General features: G+C 71.5%; 9 protein-coding genes. 4 read left to right on the plus strand and 5 right to left on the minus strand.

Annotated elements, in window-relative coordinates:
* Window positions 1-94: 94 nt before the first annotated feature.
* Entirely contained in the window at window positions 95-883 is a 789-nt protein-coding gene (locus IE206_RS13340) for a M15 family metallopeptidase (protein ID WP_189962344.1), read from the minus strand.
* 165 nt (window positions 884-1,048) lie between these two features.
* Here IE206_RS13340 and IE206_RS13345 point away from each other — a divergent pair, with 165 nt between their 5' ends.
* Window positions 1,049-1,573 carry an NUDIX domain-containing protein gene (locus IE206_RS13345; protein WP_189962305.1) on the plus strand — a complete coding sequence of 175 codons (525 nt, stop codon included), beginning with the start codon at window positions 1,049-1,051 and terminating at the stop codon, window positions 1,571-1,573.
* A 102-nt stretch (window positions 1,574-1,675) separates the two neighbouring features.
* Here IE206_RS13345 and IE206_RS13350 read toward each other — a convergent pair whose 3' ends face one another.
* Window positions 1,676-4,030, minus strand: a complete 2,355-nt coding sequence (locus IE206_RS13350) for a glycoside hydrolase family 31 protein (protein WP_189962306.1) — start codon at window positions 4,028-4,030, stop codon at window positions 1,676-1,678.
* A 218-nt stretch (window positions 4,031-4,248) separates the two neighbouring features.
* Between IE206_RS13350 and IE206_RS13355 the strand changes: the two genes are divergently transcribed.
* Window positions 4,249-6,237 (plus strand): acetoacetate--CoA ligase, encoded by a 1,989-nt coding sequence (locus tag IE206_RS13355; RefSeq protein ID WP_189962307.1) that lies wholly within the window; start codon window positions 4,249-4,251, stop codon window positions 6,235-6,237.
* Here IE206_RS13355 and IE206_RS13360 read toward each other — a convergent pair whose 3' ends face one another.
* Entirely contained in the window at window positions 6,238-7,557 is a 1,320-nt protein-coding gene (locus IE206_RS13360) for an aminotransferase class I/II-fold pyridoxal phosphate-dependent enzyme (protein ID WP_226598727.1), read from the minus strand. It abuts the gene before it with no gap.
* A gap of 45 nt (window positions 7,558-7,602) precedes the next feature.
* On the opposite strand from IE206_RS13360, the gene IE206_RS13365 reads away from it, so the two are divergent.
* Together IE206_RS13365 and IE206_RS13370 are read left to right on the plus strand one after the other, a co-directional pair.
* The gene (locus tag IE206_RS13365; protein WP_308433925.1) at window positions 7,603-8,877 is read left to right on the plus strand and encodes an MFS transporter; all 1,275 of its coding nucleotides are present in this window, start codon (window positions 7,603-7,605) and stop codon (window positions 8,875-8,877) included.
* Between the two features lie 24 nt (window positions 8,878-8,901).
* Window positions 8,902-9,786: a DUF8829 domain-containing protein gene (locus IE206_RS13370; RefSeq protein ID WP_189962308.1), complete on the plus strand. Its 885-nt coding sequence runs from the start codon at window positions 8,902-8,904 to the stop codon at window positions 9,784-9,786.
* Window positions 9,787-9,901: 115 nt separating this feature from the next.
* On the opposite strand, the gene ptsP is transcribed toward IE206_RS13370, so the two are convergent.
* Both ptsP and IE206_RS13380 read right to left on the minus strand, forming a co-directional pair.
* Window positions 9,902-11,572, minus strand: coding sequence for a phosphoenolpyruvate--protein phosphotransferase (gene ptsP / locus IE206_RS13375; RefSeq protein WP_189962309.1), 1,671 nt, complete (start codon window positions 11,570-11,572; stop codon window positions 9,902-9,904).
* A gap of 81 nt (window positions 11,573-11,653) precedes the next feature.
* Window positions 11,654-12,103, minus strand: coding sequence for a PTS sugar transporter subunit IIA (locus tag IE206_RS13380; protein ID WP_189962310.1), 450 nt, complete (start codon window positions 12,101-12,103; stop codon window positions 11,654-11,656).
* Window positions 12,104-12,560: the final 457 nt, after the last annotated feature.

Below are 12,560 nucleotides of genomic sequence, written 5' to 3' on the forward strand. Positions count from 1 at the left end.
GGGGTGGCCCCGGCCGCCCGCTCGGTCCTCAAGCGGAACCAGGTGCCGCAGGCATCCATCCTGGCCGTGACGGAGTGACCGGCCGAACCGGAATTCAGTGCCCGGCCACGGACCGCCACGCCACGGGGAAATCGAAGTACGTGTCGGGGAAGGTCTCCGGCTGATACGTGAAGTGCCACCACTCCTCGGGCAGATTGACGAAGCCCTGCGCCGCGAGCGTGCTCTTCAGGAACTGCCGATTCGCCCGCTGTGCGCCCTGGATGCGCGGGTCGTCGGTGTGCGCCAGGGTGTCGAAGCAGTCGAAACCGGTCCCCATGTCGACGGAGTTGTCGGGGAAGCGATCGTTCTTCGGCGCGTAGCAGGGCACGAGCGGCTGGCCCGGGTGGTAGGGCCGGGTGGGCAGAGCGGGCAGCTTCACGAGGGTGAGATCCATCGTGCTGCCCCGGCTGTGCCCGGACTTCTCGGCGATGTACCCGTCCGCGAACAGCCTCGACTTGTCGACGCGCGGATAGAACTCGGCCTTCATCCGCTCGTCGTCCAGGTCCTTCGCCCAGCGCACGAAGTGGTCGACGGCCCGCTGCGGCCGGTAGCAGTCGTACACCTTCAGGGAGTAGCCCTGCCGCAGCAGCTTCAGCTGCGCCCGGTGCAGCGCCTCGGCGGCCGGCCGGGTCAGGATGCACAGCGGCTGCCGGTATCCGTCGATCGGCTCACCCACGAAGTCGTGCGGGGTGATGTAGCGCATCTCCTGAATGATCGAGGGGTCGACGGAACTCAGCGCCACGAACACCTCGGGCGCCTTCGGCTCCGGCTCCGCCCGGGCGGTGGGGGAGAGGGCGGCGACGGTGAGCAGCGCGGCAGCTCCGGCGGCGAGCCCGCGCAGCATCCGCAACGCCCGCGACGGCGTTCGCCGGGAGGCCCTGGAGGTGGTGTCCTGTCGTTCGGCATGTCGTGTCATGTGCACACCCTCTATCAGGTCAACTGGTGGGCAGGATAGGCCGGTTGGTCCTGGGCTCTCGGTTCGAAAACGGGCATCGACTAGAGTCCGCGGGTGACCGCGACCCCGAACCCGCCCCTCAACGACTCCCACTGCGCTGCGTGCGGAGCACCGTACGCCGCCGCGGACGGCGCCTGGCCTCGCGGCTGTACGGCCTGCGGCACGGTCGCGTACCGCAATCCGCTCCCCGTCGCGATCGCGCTCCTGCCGGTTGTCGACGCACGCGGCACCGGCCTCGTCGTCATCACCCGCACCATCGAGCCGCAACTGGGCGGCCTGGCCCTGCCCGGTGGCTTCATCGACCTCGGCGAGACCTGGCAGGACGCCGTCGTACGCGAACTCAAGGAGGAGACCGGCATCGAGGCCCCGGTCGGCGAGGTCCGCCTCGCGGACGCCCTGAGCTCCCCCGAACACCTCCTGCTGTTCGGCCTGTTGCCGTCCCGCCCGGCCGAGGCCCTGCCGCCCCGGCGGCCCACCGACGAGACCGAGGGCTGGGAACTGCTGCGTGAACCGGCCGAGTTGACGTTTCCGCTGCATACGGAGGCGGTGCGGAAGTGGTTCGCGGGGGAGTACCGCTGAGCGCTCCGCGGGGGTGCGGGTATGCGACTGCGGGCCGTCGGGGCTGGTCGCGCACTTCTCCGCGCTCCTTCGGGGCGCGCCACCCCGCCCGGCGCGGGCGGCTCAGCGCACCGCCCCCCGCACCCGCACCGGGTATCCGACCGCACCGCTCGCCCCGCCGTCGACCGGCTCCACCACCACCCGGCCGTTGGCGACCCGGGTCGAGAATCGCTCGACCTTCGCCGGCTCCCAGCCGTCCCCCGCGTCCCGCACCACGATCCCGCCCCCGGTACGCCCGGCGGCCGGCGCCCACACCTCGAGCTCCAGGCCGCCTCCGTCGCCCCGCACCGGGATCACCGAACCGGCCCGGGCGAGGACCGGGATCCGGGACAGGGGGGCGTTGAGGAGCACCGTGCCCGGGCCGACATGGGCCTCGCCGGTCGTGGTGTCGTACCAGCGCCCGCGCGGCAGGCGCACCGCCCGCCGGTCGGCGCCGCGCTCCAGGACCGGGGCCACGAGCAGCGCATCGCCGAGCAGGAACGAGTCCTCGCAGTCGCGCAGCGCCCGGTCGCCCGGCACGCCCCACCACACCGGGCGCACATAGGGCGCCCCGGTCATCCGCGCCAAGTGGGCCAGCGTCACGAAGTAAGGGTGCAGCCGCTGCCGTTCGGCCAGCGCCGCCCGCGCGCTCTCCAGGATCTTCGGGCCGAACTCCCAGGGCTCCCGCCGCCCCGCCCACTTCGCCGCATGCGTACGGAACAGGGGCAGCCAGGCACCCAGCTGGAACCAGCGCAGATACAGCTCGGGCGAGGGGCTGCCGGTGAAGCCGCCCACGTCGGGGCCCGAATACGGCACGCCGCACAGGCCGAGCCCCAGCACCAGGGACAGCGAGGCACGCAGCCCGGGCCAGCCGGTCGCCACATCGCCGGACCAGGTGCCGCCGTAGCGCTGCATACCGGCCCAGCCGGAGCGCGAGAAGAGGAACGGCCGCTCGTCGGGGCGCAGCCGGCGCAGCCCCTCGTACCCGGCGCGAGCCATGGTGAGGCCGTACACATTGTGGGCCTCGCGGTGATCGCCACCGCGGCCGTCCAGGTCGTGCCGCGCGGACCGGGGCAGCGTCGGATCCCCGAAGGGCGCGAACGCCACCGGCTCGTTCATGTCGTGCCACACCCCGGCGAAGCCCTGGTCGAGCCGCTCCTGGTAGAGCCCGCCCCACCAGGAGCGAGCCTTGGGGTCGGTGAAGTCCGGATAGGCGCACTCGCCGGGCCACACCTCGCCGTGCACCTCGTGGCCGTGGGCGTCCTGGACGAAGGCCCCGGCGGCCAGGCCGCTCTCGTACACCGGATTCCCGCGCTCCGCCTTGACCGCCGGGTCGACGATCGAGACCAGCCGCACCCCCTCCTCCGCGAGGTCCTTGGCGAGGCGCGGCACATCCGGGAAGGCGTCGCGGTCGACCGTGAAGACCTGGTGGGCGTCGTAGTGGTCGATGTCCAGATGCAGTGCCGACAGCGGCAGACCGCGCTCGGTGTACCCGCCGACGATCCGCCGCACCTCGCGTTCGCTGCCGAACCCCCAGCGCGCGTGCTGGGGGCCGAGCGCCCACGACGGCGGCAGCGCGGGCGCGCCCGTCAGCGCCGTCCAGCCCTGGAGCACCCGGGCCGGGGTACCCGCCACCACCCAGCAGCGCAGCGGTCCTCCCTCCATCCGCAACTCGCTCGCTCCCGGCCGGTCGTGCCCGGACCCCGCTCCCTCCTCGCCCTCGCGCAGCACCACCCGCCCGTCCCACGTGCTGTCATAGAACGCGAGGTGGGTCCCCGCGTCCGCCACCACCAGCTGCACGGGCATCGTGATGTACAGCGGATCGTCACCCGGGGCGAACCCGCCCCCGGGGTCGGTGTTCCACAGCCGGTACGCCCCGTCCCGCAGCCGGGGCCCGTGCGCCCGCCCGCCCAGGCCGAAGAACCGTGCGTCGGCGGCCACTTCGGACCGCTGCATCCAGCGGGCAGGTCCGCCGCCGACCGGTTCCCACCAGCGCGGCGGCAGCTCGCGCCGCAGCACGACCCCGCCCGGTGTGCTCACCTCCACCGCCCCGTGCCGGGAGATGACCACGGTCAGCCGCTCGGACACGACCCGCCAGCCGCCCTCCTTGTCCGGCTCGAGGACCGCCCGCGGATCCGGCGCGGGCGCCCGGCCGCCCAGGGCGTACGACGGCTCCGGCCCCGCTCCGTCCCAGCCCCAGAACACCGCGCCGCCCACCGCGACCCGCACCTCCAGCTCGGAACGCGCGAACCGCACCACCCCGCCGCCGGCGCGTGGCTCGGCCTCGATGACCGCCCCCGGCACCCGGGCCCGCTCCGGCCCGCGCGCGGGCAGGTCCCGCGCGTCCGCCCGGCGCCGCCGCAGGGCCGAGCGCATCGCCCGCAGCCCCCGCACCGAACCGACCGCCTTCACCGAGCGCACCAGGTCATCGCCGTTCATGCAGCTCACCCTGCCACCCGGACGGCCCTGCGTGCGGTTCGTTCAACTGCCGTTCACCCGTGGTGGCGCCACATGCCTGGGCATCCGACTATGGGTGGGGGACCCTGGTGCGGAAGACGATCACATGGCATCGTCCCTGTCAGCCGCCTCACGCGCACACCCCTTCGCGTGTGCGCGGGAAACACGCACATCACGCGTTACAGCCCGGGAGCCGACCCATGACCTCAGCAGCGAACCCCGCTCCGCAGCCCGTGCCCTTGTGGCAGCCGGACTCCGACCGCATCGCCGCCGCGCGGATCACCCGCTTCCAGGCCTGGGCGGCCGAGCGCTACGGGGCACCGGCCGAGGGCGGGTACCCGGCTCTCCACCGCTGGTCGGTGGCCGAACTCGACACCTTCTGGCAAGCCGTCGCAGACTGGTTCGACATCCGCTTCTCCTCCCCATACGCAGCTGTCCTTGCTGATCGAACGATGCCCGGCGCGCAGTGGTTCCCGGGGGCCACCCTGAACTACGCGGAACACGCGCTGCGCACCGCCGAGGACCCCGCGCGGGCAGGCGACCCGGCCCTCCTGCACGTCGACGAGACGCATTCACCGGTCGAGATCAGCTGGTCCGCACTCAGGGCCCAAGTCGGCTCGCTGGCCGCCCAGTTGCGTGCCCTCGGCGTACGACCCGGCGACCGGGTCAGCGGCTATCTGCCCAACGTCCCGCAGGCGGTCACCGCGCTGCTCGCCTCGGCCGCCGTCGGCGCCGTCTGGACCTCGTGCGCCCCCGACTTCGGCGCCCGCAGCGTCCTCGACCGCTTCCAGCAGGTCGAGCCGGTCGTCCTGTTCACCGTCGACGGCTACCGCTACGGCGGCAAGGAACACGACCGCACGGACGTCGTCGCGGAACTGCGCCGCGAACTGCCCACCCTGCGCGCCGTCGTGCACATCCCGCTGCTCGGGACACCCGCCCCCGAGGGCACCCTCGAATGGTCCGCGCTCACCTCGGACGAGGTGGAGCCCGTCTTCGAGCAGGTGCCCTTCGACCACCCCCTGTGGGTGCTCTACTCCTCCGGCACGACGGGCCTGCCCAAGGCGATCGTGCAGTCCCAGGGCGGCATCCTCCTGGAGCACTTCAAGCAGCTCGGACTGCACTGCGACCTCGGCCCCGAGGACCGTTTCTTCTGGTACACCTCCACCGGCTGGATGATGTGGAACTTCCTCGTCTCCGGCCTGCTCACCGGCACCACCGTCGTCCTGTACGACGGCAGCCCCGGCTACCCCGACACGGGCGCCCAGTGGGGCGTGGCGGAGCGCACCGGCGCCACCCTGTTCGGCACGTCGGCCGCGTACGTCATGGCCTGCCGCAAGGCCGAGGTGCATCCGGGGCGCGACTTCGACCTGTCCCGCGTCAAGGGCGTCGCGACCACCGGTTCGCCGCTGCCGCCCGACGGGTTCCGCTGGCTCCACGACGAGGTGCGCGAGGACCTGTGGATCGCCTCGGTCAGCGGCGGCACCGACGTCTGCTCCTGCTTCGCGGGAGCGGTCCCCACGCTGCCCGTGCACATCGGCGAGCTCCAGGCACCCTGCCTCGGTACCGACCTCCAGGCCTGGGACGCGCAGGGCCGGCCCGTCATCGGCGAGGTCGGCGAACTCGTCGTCACCAACCCGATGCCCTCGATGCCGATCCGGTTCTGGAACGACCCCGACGGCAGCCGTTACCGCGACAGCTATTTCGACATGTTCCCGGGCGTATGGCGTCACGGCGACTGGATCACCATCACCGACCACGGCTCGGTGATCATCCACGGCCGCTCCGACTCGACCCTCAACCGTCAAGGCGTGCGCATGGGTTCGGCCGACATCTATGAGGTCGTCGAGCGCCTTCCGGAGGTCCGCGAGTCCCTCGTCATCGGCCTGGAAGAGCCGGACGGCGGCTACTGGATGCCCCTGTTCGTGCACCTCGCCGAGGGCGCCGTCCTGGACGAGGCACTCCGTACGAAGATCAAGCAGGCGATCCGGGAGCAGCTCTCGCCCCGTCATGTCCCCGACGAGATCATCGAGGCGCCGGGCGTCCCGCACACCCTCACGGGCAAGCGCATCGAGGTCCCCGTGAAGCGCCTCCTCCAAGGCACGGCGCTCGACAAGGCTGTCAACCCCGGCTCGGTCGACAACCTCGACCTGCTGCGCTTCTACGAGGACATCGCCCGCAAGCGCGGCTGATCACCCCCCGTAGGTGGCCTCGGACTCGCCGAGCACATCGGCGAAGTCCGAGGCCAGCCGCGCCGCCTCAGAAGTGTCCAGACCTGCCACCGTGATGCGTACGCCGGGAGCCGAGGCCATCCGGAAGCGGGCTCCGGCCGCCACCCACCAGCCGCGCGTACGCAGCCCGTTGACGACGGCCGACTCGTCGCGGACCGGAACCCACACATTCATCCCGCTCGCCCCGTGCGCCGGAATCCCGCGCCGGACCAGCTCCTTGACGAATGCCGTACGCCGCTCCCCATAGGTGGCCTCCGCCCGCGTCACCAGTAGCTGAGCCGACGGGTCGTCCAGCAAGGTCAGCACGGCCGCCTGCAGCAGATGACTCACCCACCCGGAGGTGAGCAGCAGCCGCCCGTCGTGCCGCGCCAGCGTCACCGGGTCACACGCGGTGGCCGCCCACCGCAGGTCCGTGCCCAGGTACTTGGTCACGGTCCGCACCTGTGCCCACCGCGAAAGTCCGCCCTCCGTAAGAGAGTTGAGCTCCGCACCCGCGATCTCGGCGGCATGGTCGTTCTCGATCACCAGCACCTCGGGGGCCTGCCGCAGCACCTCGACCAGCTCGTCGCGCCGCGCCGGGGAGAAGCAGCCGCCGTACGGATTCTGTGCCCGGGGACTGCACACGACGGCCCGAGCTCCGGCGCGCAGCGCCTCGCGCAGCTCCTTGGGGCGCATGCCCTCGTCGTCCACGGCGACCGCGATCGTGCGCAGCCCCATGGCGTGCAGCAGGTCGAGCAGATGGTGGTACCCGGGATCCTCCATCGCCACCGCGTCCCCGGGCCGCAACTCCGTGGTCAGCAGCCGCGCGATGCAGTCGAGCGCCCCATGGGCGAACGTCACGCACTCGGACGGCACCCCGTCACCCTCGAACCACGCGCGCACCCGGTCCTCCAGCTGTGGCAGCCGTGGTGTGGACCGGTGCGAGCGGGGCCCCGTCGACGGTGCGACGAGCCCCGGAAGATCCGGCAGGAAAGCGGAGTCGGGATGCCCGCCCGCCAAGTCCCGCAGCCCTTCGGGGACTTTGGGCGGCCTCCGGGAAGCGACGGCGGGCTCCGGGGCCACCACGGTTCCGCCGCGCCCACGGGTCACGACCACACCGCGCCGGCGCAGCTCCTTGTAGGCGGTGGCGACCGTGCCGGGACTCACCGTGAGTTCATCGGCCAGCCTGCGCACCGGAGGGAGCGCGTCACCGGGGCCAAGACCTCCGTCGGCGACCGCGCGCTCGACGGACGCGGCAATCCCCTTGGCTGTCGTACCAGAGATCGAATATTGTGCTGCCACGTAAGAGATTCTGTACCAATACATAAATGACGTCAAGGGGGAACAGTGAGCTGGAGCCGCCGCCGCGCAGCACTGTGGGAACGCATCCCAGGAGGCCTAGACGGCCGCCGGATGCTGTCGGTCGCCTTCGTCGACAGGACCGGAAGCGGCCTCTGGGAAGCCGTCTCCGTCCTCTACTTCACCTACGTGGCCGGGCTCTCGCTCACCCAGATCGGCACCCTGGTCGCCGCGTCCGGAGCCGTCGGAATCGCGGGGGCGCCCATCGGCGGCCGCATCGCCGACCGGCTGCCCCTGACCCGCGTCCTCGTCGGCCTCCAATCGCTGCGCGCCGTCGCCGCGTTCGCGCTCCTGACCACCGACAACTTCGTACTGCTGCTCCTGATCGCCTCCGTGGGAAGCTTCGGCGACCGCTCGGCCAACGTCCTCACCAAGCTGTACGCGGCCAGGATCGCGGGCCCCGACCGCGTCCGCTACCAGGCCGTCAGCCGGACCGTCGCCAACGCGGGCTGGGCGGTGGGCGGCCTGGCCGCCGCAGGCGCCCTCGCCATCGGCTCGGTCTCCGCCTACGAGTGGCTCCTCGCGGGCAACGCCCTCTCGTTCGTCGGCTCCGCCCTCATCACGGCCCTCTGTGCCGAACCCCAGGCGCCCTCGCGCACGGTCGCCAAGCCCGGTGACCCGGCGGCCGGGACGAACCCGGCCAACCCCTGGTGCGACCGCCGCTACCTCGCCTTCGTGGCCAGCGAAACGGTCCTCTTCCTGGACGACGCGGTGTTCAAGGTCGGCCTCCCGCTCTGGACCGTGCACGCCACCGACGCCCCGCACGGCCTCGTCCCGCTGCTCATGGTGCTCAACAACGTCATGGTGGTCGGCCTCCAGGTGCCCCTCGCGCGATTCGGCGCCACCACGGCGGCGGCCCGGAGGCTCCTGTTCCCGCTCTCCGCGATCTTCGCGCTCTCGGGCGTGGCCATGGCGGCCTCCGCGGCACACGGCGCCGCACTCGCGACCGCCTTCCTCCTCATCGCGACGGCCGCCTTCACGCTGGCCGAGATCATCCACGCGACGATCTCCTGGGAGCTCTCGATCGCCCTCGCACCCGACGAGGCGCAGGGCACCTACCTCGGGGTGCACGGCCTGGCCCAGTCCGTCCAGCGCAGCATCGGCCCGCTCGCCGTCACCACGGCCATCGCGACCGGGCCCGCCGGCTGGATCACCTTCGGCACCGTCATCGCGGGCACCTGCCTGGTCCAGCACCGTCTCGCCCGGCCGCGCCCCGGGCGGACGCCGCTGTCAGCGCCGTCGGTTACGGTGAGTGAGCATTGATCAACACTGTGCTCAGGGGGAAACATGGCGCACGCCAATCACATCCGGGCCATCCGGCGCACACTCCGCCGTGAAATGCCGAGCACCGTCGGCCTGATCGCCGACGCGCACGACTTCGCGGCCATGACGAGATACCGATCCTTCGCCTTCGACGACCACACGGCCTACCTCCGCCAGGTCGAAGGCCTGCTCCGCGCCCTCGCCGCCCAGGGCGCGCACACGACGGTCGCGCTCTTCGACCCGGACGAGTTCACAGAGTTCTGTACGTCGGAGGGCCTCGACCCGGACACGGCGGACAGCCGCACCCGCTTCACGGCCGAACTGGCGGCGGGCGGCGCCTGTGTGGCGTACGCGGGCCAGCCCATCGACAGCCTGGTCCCGCAACTCATCAACAAGGCCGTCCGCAAAGCGACTTGGGAGTACGCGACGCTGCTCCTGGCCGAGGCGGGGGAGTGCGCCGAATGCGGCCAGGACATCGGGCGCGAGGCATTCGACCGCGCCTCGCACCTCGTCCTGGGCCTGCTGGAAGCGGCCGGCCCGGGCACTCACCACCTGGTGTGCAGCATCCCCGCCCAGGCCGAACAGCTCATCGCCGTCCTCCACGCCGAGCGGGAGGGCTTCGACCCGGTACGCCTCGACGAGACGGACACCGCCGAGTTCGTGACGGTCCTCGCGGCGGGCATCGCCCTGCACAGCGCGGGTGGGCTGGTACTCCGTACGACTGAATCCGGCACCCCCGACCGGCTGCACGGCTGGCGCCTGCACCAGGGCCTGCTCGACCCGCTGACCGCGGGCGAGGTCTTCAGCGCCTACTGCACCGACGCCGCGACCGGCGACCCCCTCGCCCCGGAGCCCGACGTCGAATACCGCGCCGGATTCCCCGTGGACCAGCCCGACAGCCACCACTGAGGCAACGACGAGAACGACAAGGGGGAGGCACGGAAAAAGGGGCTCCCCGCCGTACCGCGACGGGAAGCCCCTCTCACACGGGTCTTACGACCACACCGATCTCACTACCGTCCGGTCACTCGCCGGACAGCACCGCCTGAGCGGCCTTGCGCGCATCCTCGGCAGTGTCCGCGGCACGAGCCGCCGACGCCGCACGCTCGCACTGGGCCAGCGTGTACTTCGCCAGCGTCGCCCGCACATAAGGAATGGACGCCGCACCCATCGACAGGCTCGTCACACCAAGACCCGTCAGAACACAGGCCAGCAGCGGATCGGAGGCGGCCTCGCCACACACACCACAGCTCTTGCCCTCGGCCTTGGCGGCCTCGGCGGACAGCGAGATCAGGTCGAGCAGCGCGGGCTGCCACGGGTCCTGAAGCCGGGACACCGCGCCCACCTGGCGGTCGGCGGCAAAGGCGTACTGCGCAAGGTCGTTGGTGCCGAGCGACAGGAACTCGACCTCCTGCAGGATCGAGCGGGCCCGGAGCGCGGCGGAGGGAATCTCCACCATCGCGCCGAACTTCGCCTGCAGCCCGGCCTCCCGGCACGCGTCGGCAAACGCCTTGGCGTCGGTACGGTCGGCCACCATCGGCGCCATGACCTCGAGGTACACGGGCAGACCCTCGGCAGCCTTGGCCAGCGCGGTCAGCTGCGTACGCAGCACCTCGGGGTGGTCGAGCAGCGAGCGCAGACCACGCACACCGAGCGCCGGGTTGGGCTCGTCGGCCGGGGTCAGGAAGTCGAGCGGCTTGTCGGCGCCCGCGTCCAGGACCCGCACCACGACGCGCCCCTCGGGGAACGCCTCCAGCACCTTGCGGTACGCCTCGACCTGCTTCTCCTCGGACGGCGCCTTGGCGGAGTCGTCGAGGAAGAGGAACTCGGTACGGAACAGACCGACGCCCTCGGCGCCCGCCTCCACCGCGGCCGGAACGTCGGCGGGACCGCCGACATTGGCGAGCAGCGGAACCTTGTGGCCGTCCGAGGTGGCACCCGGGCCGGACGAGGCGGACAGCGCGGCCTTGCGCTCGGCGGCGGCCCGCTCGAGCTCGGCCTGCTTCTCCTCGCTCGGGTCGACGAAAATCTCGCCCGTGCTGCCGTCCACGGCGACCAGCGTGCCCTCGGCGAGCTCACCGGCGCCGGGCAGGGCCACGATCGCCGGAACACCGAGCGCCCGCGCCAGGATGGCGCTGTGGCTGGTGGGCCCGCCCTCCTCGGTCACGAACCCGAGCACAAGGGCCGGGTCGAGCAGCGCGGTGTCGGCGGGTGCGAGGTCCCGCGCGATGAGCACGTACGGCTCGTCGCTGTCCGGCACACCCGGCATCGGTACGCCGAGCAGGCGCGCCACGATCCGGTTCCGTACGTCGTCGAGGTCGGCGACCCGTCCCGCCATGTACTCGCCGGCACCGGCAAGCAGCTCGCGGTAGTGCGAGAACGCGTCGTACACGGCGCGTTCGGCGGTGCTGCCGACGACGATGCGCCGGTCGACATCGGCCATCAGCTCCGGGTCCTGGGCGATCATGGCCTGGGCCTCGAGCACGGCCTGCGCCTCACCGCCGGCCAGATTGCCACGCGCCATCAGGTCGGCCGCCACAGCTTCCACGGCCTGGCGAGCGCGCCCCTGTTCGCGCTCGTGCTCCGATGCCGGAATCTGCTTGGCCGGCGGCTCAAGAACCGCCGTGCCCATGTGCCGAACCTCGCCGATCGCCACACCGTGGCTCACGCCGACGCCTCGCAGCGTTGTCTCCATCTCACCCGTCTCCGATAGTCGCGGCGGTCAGTGCCGCCGCCGTTGTTGTCCGTCCAGCGCGCCGTCGCGGCGGCGCGGGCGTCACTGCCAGCCGAACAGCGCGTCGCCGGCCTTCACGTCACCGCTGTCGACGACACCGGAGAGGGAGTCAGTGGTGGCCTCGAGAGCCACGATGGGACAGATGGCGGACTTGCCGGCGGCCTCGACGGCGGCCGGGTCCCAGCGCACGACCTCCTGGCCGCGCGTCACGGTGTCGCCCTTGTTGACGAGGAGCTCGAAGCCCTCGCCGTTGAGCTGAACGGTGTCGATTCCGAGGTGCGTCAGCACACCGTGTCCTTCGGGGTCGACGACGACGAAGGCGTGCGGGTGCAGGGACACAACGACGCCATCCACGGGCGCCACGGCCGCCGACGGCTCACGTACGGGATCAATAGCGGTGCCGGGGCCCACCATCGCGCCGGAGAAGACGGGGTCGGGAACTGCAGCGAGCCCGATGGCCTTTCCAGCAAGTGGGGACGTCACGCTAGTCATGGGGAGCCTCCCAGGGGCGGAGCTTCTAGTGTCGCCGTCACTACCTGTCCTGGACGGCGTACTGTTCAGAAGGGTAAGTCATAAGAAGTCCTAGTTCCGCACGGCAGGTGCCGGTTGGCGGACCTAGGTGCACACCGGAAACGATTTGCCTCAACTCCCGGTGGCCTGTACTGTCGTACTCCTGCCTGACCCCATCACAGCTCTGTGATTAGGCGGTCGGCGGCGCCTACCAAGTCCCGATCCTAACCTGGATTTCCGACTCTGCGTGCTTGCGGAGACGGTGGTCAGGAAGACGGAAAGGACTTGCTAGAGTCTGAATCGCCGGAAAGCCGATAAGGCTGGAAAGCGAAATCCCCGCTCCAGCGGGTGGCAGAAACGGGAAATTGGATCTGCTAAGCTGGGAACACGAAATACCGAAGGGAAGCGCCCGGAGGAAAGCCCGAGAGGGTGAGTACGA

Source organism: Streptomyces violascens (assembly GCF_014649955.1).
Taxonomy (GTDB): Bacteria; Actinomycetota; Actinomycetes; order Streptomycetales; family Streptomycetaceae; genus Streptomyces; species Streptomyces violascens.

What these genes read in the sequence shown, in the direction of transcription:
- IE206_RS13340 (WP_189962344.1), bottom strand. Translation starts at nt 883, where the DNA reads ATGCTGCGCGGGCTCGCCGCCGGAGCTGCCGCGCTGCTCACCGTCGCC.
- IE206_RS13350 (WP_189962306.1), bottom strand. Translation starts at nt 4,030, where the DNA reads ATGAACGGCGATGACCTGGTGCGCTCGGTGAAGGCGGTCGGTTCGGTG.
- IE206_RS13355 (WP_189962307.1), top strand. Translation starts at nt 4,249, where the DNA reads ATGACCTCAGCAGCGAACCCCGCTCCGCAGCCCGTGCCCTTGTGGCAG.
- IE206_RS13370 (WP_189962308.1), top strand. Translation starts at nt 8,902, where the DNA reads ATGGCGCACGCCAATCACATCCGGGCCATCCGGCGCACACTCCGCCGT.
- ptsP (WP_189962309.1), bottom strand. Translation starts at nt 11,572, where the DNA reads ATGGAGACAACGCTGCGAGGCGTCGGCGTGAGCCACGGTGTGGCGATC.
- IE206_RS13380 (WP_189962310.1), bottom strand. Translation starts at nt 12,103, where the DNA reads ATGACTAGCGTGACGTCCCCACTTGCTGGAAAGGCCATCGGGCTCGCT.